The organism is Actinokineospora iranica, assembly GCF_900101685.1.
Taxonomy (GTDB): domain Bacteria; phylum Actinomycetota; class Actinomycetes; order Mycobacteriales; family Pseudonocardiaceae; genus Actinokineospora; species Actinokineospora iranica.
The window spans coordinates 446,184-459,904 of the sequence record NZ_FMZZ01000002.1; the positions used below are offsets into that span (position 1 = coordinate 446,184).

Consider the following 13,721-nt stretch of genomic DNA (forward strand, 5'->3'; position numbering starts at 1 on the left):
GACGACCGCGTGCGCGCACTGCACCGGCGCGCGATCGAAGTGGTCAACAGTGGCCAGCCGAAAGCCGGTGCGAGCCTGCTGCGCCGCGCGCTGGCCGAGTCGGGCTGGCCGGAGCGCACCTCGCCGCTGACCGCGCGGTTGTTGGGGACGCTGGCGGCGGCGGAGGTCGCGCTCGGCAACACCGGGGAGGCGCTGCGGCTGCTCGACCACGCCGACGACGTGGCCGCGCCGGAGGACCGGGCGCTGATGCTCTCGCAGCGGGCTCTGGTGTCGGTGCTGGTTGGCCGGATGGACGACGCGCTGGCGCACTTCGACGACGCGATCGCGGTGCTGCGCCGGGGCGAGGACCGGGCCGCGCTGGCGCGGGTGCTGCTCAACCGGGGGATGCTGCACCAGATCGCGGGGCGGGTGCGGCTCGCGCTGGCCGACCTGGACCAGTGCGCGCGGATCGGCGGCTCGCTCGGCGCCGTGGACGGGATGCCGCGCACGGTGGCCAAGGCGGTGCACGGGCGCGGGCAGTGCCGGGTGCTGACCGGGGACATCCCGGCCGCCCTGCGGGACTTCGACATCGCCGCCGCGGTCTACGCCGACCAGGGCGAGGGGATGCTGGTCGTGCTGGCCGCGGACCGGGCGCGGGCGCTGCTGGCCGCCGGGCTGCCCAGCGAGGCCGCGACCGAGCTGGACGCGGCGCTGCGGCGGTTCCCCCGGCTGCGGATGACCCAGGAGCACGCCGAGGCGGAGCTGACCATGGCGCGGGCGAACCTCGCCGCCGGGTACCACGCCGACGCGCGGCGGTGGGCGGCGCGGGCGCGGCGGCGGTTCCGGCGGCGGGGCAACCACACCTGGGCCGCGGTGGCGGAGCTGACCATGCTGCGCGCGGACTTCGACGGGGGCCGCCGCACCGCGGGGATCGCGCGGGGCGCGGCGCGGCTGGCCGAGCGGCTGCGCACGCTGGGGCTGCGCATCGACGCCGAGGCAGCCGCCCTGCTGGCCGCGCGGACCACCATCGCCCTGGGCGACCTCACCGAGGCCCGCGCGCTGCTGGCCGGGCGGGACCGGCCGGGCGCGCCGCTGGAGGTCCGGCTGCTGCGCAGGATCGCGCTGGCCGAACTGGGCGCAGCGGCCGGGGACCGGGCCACGACCTTCGCCCACGCCCGCCGGGGGCTGGCGCTGCTGCGCGACCACCGCGGCCGGTTCGGCAGCCTCGATCTGCAGACCGGCACGACGTCGCTGGGCGGCGAGCTCGCCAGCGCTGGGCTGGCCGCGGCGCTGGACAGCGGGTCGCCCGAGGTCGTCTACCGGTGGCTGGAGCGGACCCGGGCGCAGGCGTTCCGGTTCCGCCCGGTGCGCACTCCCGCCGACGAGCAGACCGTCGACGCGGTGGCCGAGTTGCGCCACCACGCCCGCCAGGCCAGGGCGGCGGAGCTCGCGGGCAGCCACGACCCGGTCGCCCAGCGCCGCTGCACCCAGCTCGAACGCGAGATCCGCGCCCGCGGCTGGCGGGTCGACGGCACCGGTGAGCTCACCACCGAGGCGAGCTTCGGCGAGCTCACCGCCGAACTCGCCGCCAGCGACAGCGTCCTGGTCAGCTACCTCACCGACGGCTCCCGGCTGCTGGCCCAGGTCGTCGGCGACGGCCGGGCCGCGCTGCTGCGCCTGGGCGACCCGGCCGCCGTGCACGAGGCCATCGCCCGGCTGCGCAGCGACCTCGACGCCGCCTGCGGCCGCTGGCTGCCCACCGGGCTGCGCCAGGCCATCGACCTGTCCATCCGCCACCAGGTGGCCACCCTCACCGAGCACCTGCTCGACCCGCTGCTCGACCTGGTCGGCGACCACAACCTCGTCCTGGCCCCCACCCGCGGCCTGTCCGCGGTCCCATGGAACCTGCTCGACCCGCTGCGTGGGCGCCCGGTCACCGTCACCCCGTCCCCGTCGACCTGGGTCACCGCGCACCGCGCGCCCCGGCCCAGCGGCCCGGTGCTGCTCGTCGGCGGCCCCAACCTCGACCACGCCACCGACGAGGTCGACCGCCTGGCCGAGATCTATCCCGACGCCACCGTGCTGGACGGCCCCTACGCCACCGTCGAGGCCACCCTCAAGGACATCGACCACCGCGGCCTGGCGCACTTCGCCTGCCATGGCCACCACGAGCAGGAAAACGTCCTGTTCTCCCGGCTCGACCTGGTCGACGGCCCGCTGATGGCCTACGACGTCCACCAGCTCGCCGCGGTCCCCGAGCACGTCGTGCTGTCCTCTTGCGACACCGGCAGAGCCGTCGTCCGCGCTGGTGACGAGATCCTGGGCTTCACCGCCGCCCTGCTCTACAGCGGCAGCCGCACCGTGGTCTCCGCCGTCGCCCGCGTCGACGACACGGCCGTCGTCGAGGTCATGACCGCCTACCACCGCGCCATCGCCCGCGGCGTCCCGCCCGGCCGCGCCATCGCCGAGGCCACCCAGACCGACACCCCGATGCCGTTCGTCTGCTTCGGCTCCGGCGACTGACCGACCGACTGGGCGCGACTACGCACAGCAGTCAAATACGTAGATCGGCCGATGTTCACCTGCCGGTAGGCAAGCCAGGGTTGCCCGAGGCGGGTCCGACAAGGCGTGCGTCCGGCCCGCGAGCGCGACGTCTCCGGTCGGGGAGCCGTCCACGTGAGTGATCCGAGGTGGCTGTGAAACGGAAGATCCTGGCGGCGGGGCTTGCCCTGTCCGCGGCGAGTGTGACAATGCTGGCGGTCGTGTCCCCGGTCGGGGCGGCGCCCGCCGCGGTCGCCATGAACGAGGCGAAGACCGCCAAGGTCTGGTCGGCCGAGGACATGCGCGCGGCCGTTCCGGTCGAGAACCTGATCGGCGACAAGCTCGGGAAGATCAGCAAGGCGGCCGAGCGGAAGCTGGGCACGCCCACGACGGTCCAGCCCACCGCGGTCGACCCGCTCGCGTTCCCCGACAAGGGCAGCGAGTGGACCGGCGGCGGCGCGGTGACCAAAACCGCGGGCCGGATCTTCTTCACCCTCGGCGACCGCAAGGCGGCCTGCTCGGGCAACGCGGTCACCAGCGCCAACCGCAGCGTGGTGATCACCGCCGGACACTGCGTGAAGCACCAGGGCAACTGGCACACCAACTGGGTCTTCGTGCCCGGCTACCGCGACGGGGCCGCGCCGTTCGGGCAGTGGCCCGCGAAGAAGACGCTGACCGTGCCGCAGTGGGAGAACTCGTCGGACATGAACTTCGACATCGGCGCCGCGGTGGTGGACCAGGTCGACGGCAAGAGCCTCACCGACGTCGTCGGCGGCCAGGGGATCGCGTTCAACCAGCCCAAGAACCAGGACATGTACGCATTCGGCTACCCGGCGGTGCCCTCGCCGCCGTACAACGGCGAGAAGCTCATCTATTGCAGCGGCAAGACCTCCACCGACTTCTTCATCACCCGCGACCACAAGATCACCTGCGGGATGAAGAACGGCGCCAGCGGCGGCCCGTGGTTCCTGAAGTTCGACGAGTCCACCGGTCTCGGGGTGCAGGCGTCGGTGAACAGCTTCGGGTACGTCTTCCTCCCCAACGCGCTGTTCGGCCCGTACTTCGGCAAGGAAGCGCAGACGCTCTACGACACCGCGCAGGCCGCATGACCTGACCTGGCGCTACACGCCTCGCCCCTCGCCCGTTCGGGCGAGGGGCGAGGCGTGGTCGGTTGCCATTAGGGTGGGCGGGCTGGTTCAGTCTGCGGGGTGCGAGTGGTGAGTGTCACGGGCGGCAACGCGGCCGCGGACGTCACCAGCTATGTCGGCCGCCGCGACCAAGCGTCCGCGGTGCGACGGCTGCTGGGGACCGCGCGCCTGATCACCCTCACCGGGCCCGGGGGTGTCGGCAAGACGCGGCTGGCCAGGCGGGTGGCGCAGGAAGCCGCGCGGGCGTTCCGCGACGGCGTGCGGTTCGTCGGCCTGGCCGAGTTGCGGGACGCGCCGCTGGTGCCCAACGCGGTCGCCGACGCGCTCGGCCTGCAACAGCGCTCCACCCGGGCGGTGGCGCGGCTGATCGTCGACTACCTGCGCGACCGGCAGGTGCTGCTTCTGCTGGACAACTGCGAGCACCTGCTCGACGCGAGCGCGGAACTCGCCCACGCGGTGCTGACCGAGTGCCCGCGCACGGTGATCCTGGCGACCAGCAGGCAGTCGCTCGGGCTCGCGGGCGAGCACCTCTTGCCGGTGCCCCCGCTGCCCGCTCCGGACGAGGAGACCACGCGCCCGGCCGAGCTGCCCGGATACCCGAGCGTCGAACTGTTCCTGGACCGGGTGTCGGCGACCTGCCCGTCGTTCCGGCTCACCGAGCACAACGCGGCCGACGTGGCCAAGCTGTGCCGGGACCTCGACGGGGTGCCGCTGGCGATCGAACTCGCCGCCGCGCGGGTGCGGTCGCTGACGCCCCGGCAGATCAACGAGCGGCTGGCCGACGGGCTCGGCCTGCTGGCCTCCGGGCAGCGCAGGCCGCAGCGCCACCGGACGCTGCGCTCGACCATCGACTGGAGCTACCGGCTGTGCTCGCCGCAAGAGCAGGCCGTGTGGGCGCGGGCGTCGGTGTTCGCCGGGACGTTCGACCTCGACGCCGCCGAGCAGGTCTGCGCTGGTCCAGACATCGAGCCCGGCGCGGTGCTGGACCTGCTGGAGGGGCTGTTGGACAAGTCCGTGCTGATCCGGGAGGACGTGGGCGACCACGCCCGGTACCGGATGCTGGAGACGCTGCGGGCCTACGGCTGCGAGCGCCTGGCGGAACTCGGCGAGGACACCGCGGCGCGGCGGCGGCACCGGGACTGGTTCGACCGGCTGACCGCGACCGCAGACGCGGAATGGGTGAGCCCGCACCAACTCGTCTGGACCCGCAGGCTGCACCACGAGCACGCCAACCTGCGGGCGGCGCTGGACTGGTCGGTCACCGAGCCGGGCGAAGCCGGGGTGGCGCTGCGGATGACCGCGCGCCTGGACGAGTACTGGGGGCTGCGCGGCTCCGGCCCGGAGTTGCAGACCTGGCTGACCCGGGCGCTGGCCGCCGCGCCGCCGGACCACCCGGCCCGCGCCCGCGCGCTGACGACCCTGGCCCTGTTCTCGGTGTGGCAGACCGAGTTCGACACCGCCGAGGCGCTGCTGAACGAGGCCGAGGGCGTGCTCGACCGCGACGCCGACCCGCTGGCCGCGCCGTTCGTCACCTCGGTGCGCGCGCTCTCGGCGGTGGTCCAGGTCCAGCCGAGCAGCCGCGACCTCGCCGCGGCGGCGGCCGAGGAGTTCCGCGCGCTCGGCGAGGTGCGCCGCGAGTTGCACCCGCTGTTCCTGCACGCCGTCGCGGCCGCGTTCATGGGCGACTTGGCGACCGGTCGGGCCGTGCTGCGGCGGATGGCCAAACTCACCGAGGAGTGCGGGGAAACCTACTACCGCAACATGTCCCAGTTCGGCGTGGCGGTGATCGAGAGCCAGTTCGGCGACGTGGACGCGGCCGCTGCCGCCGCTGCCGCCGCGCTGCGCGGCGACCTGAAGATCGGCAGCGGCCTGCCCGCGGCGTACAACATCGACGCCCTCGCCTGGGTGGCCACCCGGCGCGGGGAGTACCGGCGGGCGGCGAGCCTGTTCGGCGCGGCCGCCGCGGTGTGGGATTCACACGGCGTCGCACCGGACATCGCGGTTTCCGTGCCGCACAACCACAATCTGGCCATCGCCAAGGGAGCGCTCGGCGAGGCCGAGTTCGACGCGGCGTTCCAGATCGGCCGGGCGCTGAGCCCGGACGAGGCCTGGCACTACGCCCTCGGACAGCCTCTGCCGAGGGAGCCCGCCGAGCCAGCGGCGCCGATGACGCTGACCCGGCGCGAGCTTGAGGTCGCCGAACTGGTCGCGGAGGGACTGTCCAATCGGGCCATCGCCGCGAAGCTCGTCATCTCCGTGCGCACCGCGACCACGCACGTCCAGCACATCCTGACCAAGCTGGGGTTCGCGAACCGCGCCCAAATCGCGACCTGGGTCGCCCATCGGCGATCCGAGTTAGCCACGCCGGGCCGTCCACACCGGCATACGTAGCCCGAACAGCCCGACTACGTATTTCGGCGGACGCCCGGATCTCGTGCGCCAGCCCACACTGGTGGGACCGATCACCGGGCCGGACCGCACGTCGGCCGTGCCCGCTCCACGGAGGTAATCCATGCGTTTCACTCGAGCAATGGCGCTCGCCGTCGCCGCGGCGGCGTCCGGGGGCCTCATCGCCGCCGCCGCGCTGCCCGCGAGCGCGGCAGGCGGCAGGTACGTCGCCCTCGGCGACTCCTACGCCGCGGGCACCGGGGCGGGCAGCTACGGCAGCAGCGGAACGTGCGTGCGCAGCGCCAAGGCGCACCCGCAGCTGTGGGCCAACGCGCACCCCGACGTGCCATCCAAGATCGTCACCTGCGCGGGAGCCACGACCGCGAACGTGCTCAACAGCCAGGTTTCCGCGCTCACCGCGGACACGACCATGGTGACGATCAGCATCGGCGGCAACGACGTCGACTTCGCAGGTGTGATGACCACCTGCACGACCGGCTCCGACAGCCAGTGCGTCAGCAAGGTCAACCAGTCCGCGGCCAACGCCGAGACCGCCCTGCCCGCCAAGCTGGACAACACCTACGCCGAGATCAAGAAGCGCTCGCCGAACGCGCGGGTGATCGTCCTGGGCTACCCGCGGATCTTCGCGTCCGGCCAGGTCTCCTGCTCGATCAGCCTGGCCAAGCGGACCGCCCTCAACGACGCGGCGGACAAGCTGAACACGATCATCGCGGACCGGGTGCGGCGGGCCGGATTCGTCTTCGAGGACGTGCGCGACGAGTTCGCGGGCCACGGCGTGTGCTCGGCGGCGCCGTGGATCAAGGGCGTCAACTTCTTCAACCTCGTCGAGTCCTACCACCCCAACGCCACTGGGCAGGCAAAGGGCTACTACCAGGCCCTCACCAAGGCCGCGGGCTGAGTCCGAACGCCCTGGCGCGGGTCACGCGGGCGGGATCGGTTCCCGCGCCAGGGCTTTGGCCACCGAGTGCAGGTTGTGCGCCATGGTCTTCGCGGTCTGGTGCGACCACTCGTGGCCGTGGTCGGTGTCGGAGTAGTCCGGGCCGGGGCCGGGGCCCATGTTCCAGTACGTCCACGCCTGGCCGGGCACCGTGTAGCCGATGTCGCCGAGGGCGCCCGCGATCTCGCTGATCACATGGTGCGCGCCGTCCTCGTTGCCGGTGACCACGACGCCCGCGACCCGGTTGTAGGCGACCGGGCGGCCATGGTCGTCGGTCTCGGACAGCATGGCGTCCATCCGCTCGATCGCCCGCTGCGCCAGCGAAGACGGCCTGCCCACCCAGGTCGGCGACGCCACGATCAGGATCTCGGCGGCCAGCAGGTCGGCGTGCACCAGCGGCCACTGGTCGCCGTCGCCGAGGTCGGTCTGGACCCCGGGCGGGATGGCCAGGTCGGCGAGCCGGTGCACGATCACCGTGGCGCCGCGGCCTTCCAGCTCCGCGGTCACCACATCGGCGAGCCGCTGGGTGTTGGACGAGTCCGAAGAGGACTTCAGCGAGCAGTTGAGCACGACGACACGCATCGGGTCTCCTCCCATCTCTCAGCCGTTCTCGTCGGTCGTGGCGTGCGCGGCTCCGACCGGCTTGGACTCCGGTGAACCACGCTGTCGCAAGTAGACACTCAGAATCACCATCGACCCGATGGCCAGGAACTCCGACTGCCAGTTCTGCATGGTCCGGTTCCAGAAGTCGGCCGCACCGAGATACCGCGCCCAGGTCAGCGGTTCCTCGAAGTCCATGATCTGCTCGCTGTTGTAGGACGCCACGCCCGCGACCGACTGCGCCAGCCAGGACAGCAGGAACAGGCCCAGCATGACCAGCCCGAGCGACCGCGAGAACAGCGCGGTGCGCCACCCACCGGCGCGCGCCCAGGCAGGTGAGCGCTCGGTGGCGTAAGCGCCGACCTTCTGCTCCTCGTCGGTCTCGGTGCCGATGCGCTCGTCGGGCTTGGACTCCGGCGACCCGCGCTGGATCAGCCAGACCGTGGCCATGATGTACAGGAAGAACTGCAGGTACTCCGACTGCCAGTTCTCCGCGACGTCCACGGCGAAGTCAGCGGACGTCAGGTACTGGCCCATCGAGATGCCTTCCACGCCCCGGGCCACCAACTGGTTCACGATCATGGCGTGCCCCGACAGCGCCTGCCCCACCAGGGAACCAAGGAGCAGCAGGCCGAAGGCGATCGACAGACCGTTGTCGCGCAAGAAGGTTCTCATTGCTGGGCCAGTCCTATCGTGACGAAGTACGCCAGTCCACCCAGGACGAACACCAGGTACAGGATGAGCATCAGCCGGGCTGTCACGGGCCACCCACCTCACAGGTGTAAGGCTCGTCGGCGCGCGCCGACTGGCATCCCGCTCCGGTGACCAGCCACCGGTCGCCGGAGCGGATCAGGAACACGGTGTCCGCACCCGCGCGGACCATCGCCGCCTCACCCCACGCCTGCACCTCGCCCGGCGGCCCCGGCACCTCGGAGAGCGCGGCGACCAACTCCTGTTCGCAGTACTCGCCCACCGCTCCCCACTGTTCGAGCACCCGCGGCGCCAAACCCTCGCAGGCGGCGCCGGTGTCGCCCTGGGCGACCGCCGCGGAGAAGTCCCGCACCGCCGCCGCGACATCCGGCTCCGCGCTGGACCCGCACCCGGCCGCGAGGACCGCCACCAGAGCCGCCCCGACGCCGTATCCGAACACCGTCATAGAAAGCGGACTACCCACCGCCACTCGATCCACACTTGTCGGGCGAAACAGCACGACATCGGGCAAGCCGGAGCCGCTAGCCTCGCCCCCCGACACCCCGTGGTCGGACCCGCGCTCCCGCGCCCGAGGCAAGGCAAGGCGATGACCGAGTCCACTCTCACCACGACGACCGAACGCCACACCGACCGCGTGGTCGTCCACGCCAAGGGCGAGGTCGACATCGCCACCGCCCCCGTCCTCGCCGCCGCCCTCACCGCGGCGACCGGCACGGTCCCCACCCCCAGCGGCGTCATCGCGGACCTGACCGGCGTGACGTTCCTGGGCTCAGCGGGCTTGGCCGTCCTGATCGAGACCCACGACAACGCCCGCGCCCGCGGCGTTCGCACCGTCATCGTGGTCACCCCCGGCACCGCGGCGCACCGGTCCCCGCAGATAACCGGCCTGCCGGACGAGCTCACCACCGCGGCCACGGCGTCCGAGGCCCTCACCCACACCCCGACCCGCAACGGCCACCCCGCCCGCTGAGTCACCCCACACCCTCGGACCAAACCCCGGTGGTGGTGACGCAGACGCGTGACTAAACTCCAGAAAAAGCCGAATCTGCGGGTTCAGCTACCTGTCGCCCCAGCACCGGAGGCCCACATGGCTCGGTTCGCGCTCGCCCTGGCCGCCCTCGCCGTCCTGTCTGCCACCGGCTGCGCCGCCCGAGGGGAGACCGACTCCCGGCGCCTGACCGTGTTCGCCGCCGCCTCCCTGACCGAGGCCTTCACCCAGATCGGCAAGGACTTCGAGGCAGCCGTCCCCGGCACAAAGGTGACCTTCAACTTCGGCGGCAGCACCACCCTGGCCCGCCAGATCACCGAAGGCGCCCCCGCCGACGTCTTCGCCGCCGCCTCCCCCACCACCATGGTCCCCAACGCCGCCGCCACCACCTTCGCCCGCAACCGCCTGACGATCGCGGTGCCCAAGGGAAACCCCGGCAGGATCACCGGCCTCCCCGACTTCGCCGACGACACCCGCAAGATCGCCCTGTGCGCGGCCCAGGTCCCCTGCGGCGAAGCAGCGAAGAAGGCCTTCACCGCAGCGGGCGTCACCCCCGCCCCCGACACCCTGGAACAGGACGTGAAAGCCGCCCTGACCAAAGTCCGCCTAGGCGAGGTGGACGCGGCCCTCGTGTACCGAACCGACGCCAAAGCGGCAGCGGAAACCGTCGAGTCCATCGACTTCCCCCAAGCAGCCGCCGCCGTCAACGACTACCCCATCACCGTCCTCACCACCGCCCCCAACAAACCCGACGCGCAGTCCTTCGTGGACTACGTCCTATCGGACAGGGCCCGCGCGACCCTCACCCGGGCAGGCTTCGAAGCCCCATGAGTTATCCACAGGCAAACCGCACCCCCTTCCCCCTGCTGACCTGCGCCGATAGACTGGAGCAGGGCCCGGCCCCCAGGGCGGGTGGGGTTTGCTGTGTGGGGGATGCGGGGCTGCGAACAGGCAAAAGCGGATCGCCGGAACCGTGGTCGGCGGGGTCGAGTGCCCCTTGCAGGCGCGCGTTGCCAAGCCCGCACCGATCAGACGCTCCTGGCATGAAGCACCCCCGCCACCGACCAACGAGCACACCCGCTCCCCTGCCAGGCCGCGCCAGCCCTGCCAGGTGCTCGATGGGGTGGAGTGGTTTCTCCGGGGGTGCAGGAAGATCCCTGAACTCGCCGTGGTCGTGGGGCCGAAGGCTCCCCGCCCGTCTTTCCCACGACGGGATCTTCCTTCGCAGGGGCCCCGAAGAAACCACTCCACCCCATCGAGCAGACCACCGAACCCAGCCCCACCAGCAGAGCCCATGAAAGCCCGGCAATCCCGCCCAGCGGCACTGGTCATCCCAGCGGCGATCGGCCTGGCCTTCCTCACCATCCCCCTGGCAGGCCTACTCCTCCAGGCCCCCTGGAAAGACCTACCCCACCACCTCCTGACCCCAGAAATCCAAGCAGCCCTCAAACTCTCGCTCGTCTGCGCCACCCTCACCACGGCACTCTGCCTGACCCTGGGCATCCCCCTAGCCTGGCTCCTGGCCAGAGCCGACCTCCCAGGCCGAGGCTTCCTGCGGGCACTGGTGACCGTCCCCCTAGTCCTCCCCCCAGTAGTGGGCGGAGTCGCACTGCTGCTCGTCCTGGGCCGCCGAGGCCCCGTCGGCCATTACCTGGATTCCTGGTTCGGAATATCCCTGCCGTTCACCACCGCAGGCGTGGTCCTCGCGGAAGCATTCGTCGCGATGCCATTCCTGGTTATCTCGGTAGAAGGCGCACTCCGCGCCGCCGACTCCCGCTATGAAGAAGCCGCCGCCACCCTGGGCGCCTCCAAACTGCTCACCTTCCGGCGGGTGACCCTCCCCGCGATAGCCCCCGGAATCATCGCCGGAACAGTCCTCTGCTGGGCCCGCGCCCTCGGCGAGTTCGGCGCGACCATCACCTTCGCGGGCAACTTCCCGGGCGAGACCACCACCATGCCGCTGGCCGTCTACCTGGCCCTGGAAACCGACCCCGACGCGGCAGTGGTGCTCAGCGTCGCCCTCTTGGCCGTCTCCATCGCCGTGCTGGCCTGCCTACGCGACCGCTGGATAAGCGGGCCGCGATGACCCTCGACGCCGATCTGCGCATCACCCGCGACGCCTTCGCCCTCGACATCCGCCTCACCGTGCGCCCAGGGGAGGTAGTCGCACTGCTGGGGCCCAATGGCGCGGGAAAAACAACCGCGGTGCGCGCGCTCGCCGGACTCGATCACTTGTCCGCCGGACACGTCCGCGTCGGCGACCACGTCTGGGACCGGCCACCCAAGGTATTCGTTCCCGCCGAACGGCGAGCGGTGGGAGTCGTCTTCCAGGATTACCTGCTTTTCAACCACCTCTCAGCCCTGGAAAACGTCGCGTTCGGCCCGAGAGCGCGCGGCGTGCCCCGGGCGCGGGCGCGAACGCAAGCCCGCGCCTGGCTCGCCACCGTCGGCTTGGCCGAGCACGCGGGCGCCCGCCCGCGCACGCTGTCCGGCGGGCAGGCGCAGCGAGTCGCCCTGGCCCGGGCCCTCGTCACCCAACCCGACCTGCTGCTGCTCGACGAGCCCCTGGCCGCCCTCGACGCCAGCACCCGCCTGCACATTCGCGCCGAACTAGGCCGCCATCTGCGGGATTACCCCGGCCGCACCCTGCTGGTCACGCACGATCCGCTCGACGCCATGGTCCTCGCGGACCGGCTGGTCATCATCGAGGCCGGGCGGGTGGTGCAGGAAGGGCCGCCCACCGAGGTCGCCCGGCGCCCGCGCACCGACTACATCGCGCACCTGGTCGGCCTGAATCTGCATAAGGGCACGGCTGACGGGACCACGGTCGCCCTCGACGGCGGCGGCGCCCTGATCGTCGCCGAGCCCGCCGCAGGCCCGGTGCACGTGGCGTTCCCGCCGTCGGCGGTGGGCCTCTATCCGCGGCGCCCCGCAGGCAGCCCCCGCAACACCTGGCCGGTCACCGTCGCCGGTCTCGAACAGCACGCCCACACCGTCCGCGTGCACCTGGCGGGCAGCCCGTCGGTGCTCGCCGACGTGACCCCGGCGGTCGTCGCCGAGTTGCGGCTGGCGCCGGGAACCCAGCTGTGGGCAGTGCTGAAGGCGACCGAGATCCAGACCTACGCCCGCGGCTAGGGACGCGTTTCTTCCCTGACCCAGGAAAGGTAATCGTCGCTGCCCGCGACGATCTCGGTGGCGATGACCATCGGCACGTCGTAGCTGTGGTTGGCCTTGATGTGCGCGATCAGCGCGTCGAGCCGGTCGGCGGCCGTCTTCACCACCAAGCGCCACTCTTGGTCCCTGACAACCTTTCCGTCCCACCGGTAGACGCTGGTGATCGGGCCGACGATGTGCGCGCACGCGCCGAGCCGACTGTCCACAATGGCCGATGCGAGCGCATCGGCGTCGGCCGCGGAGTCGGTGGTCGTGACGACCTGGTAGAAGTCGGTGGCCATGGACGGAAAGCCTATCGGTCAACCGACGTGCAGGGCGCGCTTGGCGGTGAGCCGGGCGCGGACCGCGTTCAGCGTCGCGGTCCAGGGGTAGCGGTCCACCACCCGGTCGCCTTCGCGGGGCGGGTGCGGCTGGAAGCCGCCTTCGCCGAGCAGGACCGTGACCCCCGAGCGGCGCAGTTCGTCCACGCTGCGCAGGAAAACCCGGTTTCCCGCCATCGCCGTGTTGACGAACGGCAGCACGGCGATCGGCACCTTGAGCCCGGTCAGCTCGGCGAGTTGGGTGAGGACGTAGGTGTCGGCGACGCCGGAAGCCCATTTGTTGACGGTGTTGTATGTCGCCGGGGCCACCACCACGGCGTCCGCCTTGGGCAGGGCGGGCTGTCCCGCGCGCTGGTAGCCGGTGCGGACCGGGTGGCCGGTAAGCGCGGCGAGGACGTCGACGTCGAGGAAGTACTCGGCGGCCGATGGCGTGGCGACACAGTGGACATTCCAGCCGTCGGCCTGGGCGAGGGTGACCATGCGCTGGGCGTGCGCCGCGGGGCCCGCGCCGCAGATCATCAGGTAGAGCACCGGATTCCCGCTCAGTCGGCCCGTGCTGACCGCCTTCGCGGGCGAGCGTCTGTCGTTTCCGCCGGGTGTGTCCATGGCCCCCTCGCTCAGCGTCGCCTTCACTCTCCGAACCCTAGCGAGATGATCATCACTCAAACAGCGCTATTCGTGACCCTCCGTCGCAACCACCCGTTCGAGTCACGCCGACGCACGGACAAGCGTCCAGGACGGACGTACACTTTGATCATGCGGCGACCGGCGAGCGGGCTGGCGGCAACCCGCGATGATCGACGCCAGCGGCGTTATTCTCGCCAGATTCCCCACCCTTGCCGGGCTCGCGGAAATCCGACGCCGAATGGGGTTCGATAAGTGTTACACACCCGTATTAGCCCTGCGGTAAGTTA

The 13,721-nt window shown here is 71.6% G+C and carries 13 protein-coding genes; 8 read left to right on the top strand and 5 right to left on the bottom strand.

Annotated features, from left to right (window positions below; translation table 11 throughout):
- Positions 1-9 precede the first annotated feature (9 nt).
- The 4 genes from BLS56_RS07430 (at position 10) to BLS56_RS07445 (ending at position 6,975) form a co-directional block, all read left to right on the top strand.
- Positions 10-2,502 (top strand): CHAT domain-containing protein, encoded by a 2,493-nt coding sequence (locus BLS56_RS07430; protein ID WP_091449303.1) that lies wholly within the window; start codon positions 10-12, stop codon positions 2,500-2,502.
- A 227-nt stretch (positions 2,503-2,729) separates the two neighbouring features.
- Positions 2,730-3,629: a trypsin-like serine peptidase gene (locus BLS56_RS07435; protein ID WP_407640496.1), complete on the top strand. Its 900-nt coding sequence runs from the start codon at positions 2,730-2,732 to the stop codon at positions 3,627-3,629.
- Between the two features lie 108 nt (positions 3,630-3,737).
- Entirely contained in the window at positions 3,738-6,059 is a 2,322-nt protein-coding gene (locus BLS56_RS07440) for an ATP-binding protein (RefSeq protein ID WP_091449170.1), read from the top strand.
- Between the two features lie 121 nt (positions 6,060-6,180).
- A complete protein-coding gene (locus BLS56_RS07445) occupies positions 6,181-6,975 on the top strand; it encodes an SGNH/GDSL hydrolase family protein (protein ID WP_091449171.1) in 795 nt (264 codons plus the stop codon).
- A 21-nt stretch (positions 6,976-6,996) separates the two neighbouring features.
- On the opposite strand, the gene BLS56_RS07450 is transcribed toward BLS56_RS07445, so the two are convergent.
- The 3 genes from BLS56_RS07450 to BLS56_RS07460 form a co-directional block, all read right to left on the bottom strand.
- Positions 6,997-7,596, bottom strand: coding sequence for a flavodoxin family protein (locus BLS56_RS07450; RefSeq protein ID WP_091449172.1), 600 nt, complete (start codon positions 7,594-7,596; stop codon positions 6,997-6,999).
- A gap of 18 nt (positions 7,597-7,614) precedes the next feature.
- Positions 7,615-8,289 carry a DUF6766 family protein gene (locus BLS56_RS07455; RefSeq protein ID WP_091449173.1) on the bottom strand — a complete coding sequence of 225 codons (675 nt, stop codon included), beginning with the start codon at positions 8,287-8,289 and terminating at the stop codon, positions 7,615-7,617.
- An 82-nt stretch (positions 8,290-8,371) separates the two neighbouring features.
- Positions 8,372-8,770 (bottom strand): hypothetical protein, encoded by a 399-nt coding sequence (locus tag BLS56_RS07460; RefSeq protein WP_091449174.1) that lies wholly within the window; start codon positions 8,768-8,770, stop codon positions 8,372-8,374.
- 141 nt (positions 8,771-8,911) lie between these two features.
- Here BLS56_RS07460 and BLS56_RS07465 point away from each other — a divergent pair, with 141 nt between their 5' ends.
- From BLS56_RS07465 to BLS56_RS07480, 4 genes are all read left to right on the top strand, one after another.
- Positions 8,912-9,295, top strand: coding sequence for an anti-sigma factor antagonist (locus BLS56_RS07465; protein WP_091449175.1), 384 nt, complete (start codon positions 8,912-8,914; stop codon positions 9,293-9,295).
- A gap of 117 nt (positions 9,296-9,412) precedes the next feature.
- Positions 9,413-10,144, top strand: a complete 732-nt coding sequence (modA, locus tag BLS56_RS07470) for a molybdate ABC transporter substrate-binding protein (RefSeq protein WP_091449176.1) — start codon at positions 9,413-9,415, stop codon at positions 10,142-10,144.
- Positions 10,145-10,607: 463 nt separating this feature from the next.
- Positions 10,608-11,399: a molybdate ABC transporter permease subunit gene (gene modB / locus BLS56_RS07475; protein WP_091449177.1), complete on the top strand. Its 792-nt coding sequence runs from the start codon at positions 10,608-10,610 to the stop codon at positions 11,397-11,399.
- Positions 11,396-12,448, top strand: a complete 1,053-nt coding sequence (locus BLS56_RS07480; protein ID WP_091449178.1) for an ABC transporter ATP-binding protein — start codon at positions 11,396-11,398, stop codon at positions 12,446-12,448. The genes modB and BLS56_RS07480 overlap by 4 nt, the downstream gene beginning before the upstream one ends.
- Here BLS56_RS07480 and cutA read toward each other — a convergent pair.
- Positions 12,445-12,768, bottom strand: a complete 324-nt coding sequence (gene cutA, locus BLS56_RS07485) for a divalent-cation tolerance protein CutA (RefSeq protein WP_091449179.1) — start codon at positions 12,766-12,768, stop codon at positions 12,445-12,447. The genes BLS56_RS07480 and cutA overlap by 4 nt on opposite strands.
- 18 nt (positions 12,769-12,786) lie before the next feature.
- Positions 12,787-13,440 carry a flavoprotein gene (locus BLS56_RS07490; RefSeq protein ID WP_228771442.1) on the bottom strand — a complete coding sequence of 218 codons (654 nt, stop codon included), beginning with the start codon at positions 13,438-13,440 and terminating at the stop codon, positions 12,787-12,789.
- Positions 13,441-13,721: the final 281 nt, after the last annotated feature.

Coding starts and splice junctions, on each gene's coding strand:
- BLS56_RS07460 (WP_091449174.1), bottom strand. CDS start 8,770: ATGACGGTGTTCGGATACGGCGTCGGGGCGGCTCTGGTGGCGGTCCTC.
- BLS56_RS07455 (WP_091449173.1), bottom strand. CDS start 8,289: ATGAGAACCTTCTTGCGCGACAACGGTCTGTCGATCGCCTTCGGCCTG.
- BLS56_RS07445 (WP_091449171.1), top strand. CDS start 6,181: ATGCGTTTCACTCGAGCAATGGCGCTCGCCGTCGCCGCGGCGGCGTCC.
- BLS56_RS07465 (WP_091449175.1), top strand. CDS start 8,912: ATGACCGAGTCCACTCTCACCACGACGACCGAACGCCACACCGACCGC.
- BLS56_RS07480 (WP_091449178.1), top strand. CDS start 11,396: ATGACCCTCGACGCCGATCTGCGCATCACCCGCGACGCCTTCGCCCTC.
- modB (WP_091449177.1), top strand. CDS start 10,608: ATGAAAGCCCGGCAATCCCGCCCAGCGGCACTGGTCATCCCAGCGGCG.
- modA (WP_091449176.1), top strand. CDS start 9,413: ATGGCTCGGTTCGCGCTCGCCCTGGCCGCCCTCGCCGTCCTGTCTGCC.
- cutA (WP_091449179.1), bottom strand. CDS start 12,768: ATGGCCACCGACTTCTACCAGGTCGTCACGACCACCGACTCCGCGGCC.
- BLS56_RS07435 (WP_407640496.1), top strand. CDS start 2,730: ATGCTGGCGGTCGTGTCCCCGGTCGGGGCGGCGCCCGCCGCGGTCGCC.
- BLS56_RS07450 (WP_091449172.1), bottom strand. CDS start 7,596: ATGCGTGTCGTCGTGCTCAACTGCTCGCTGAAGTCCTCTTCGGACTCG.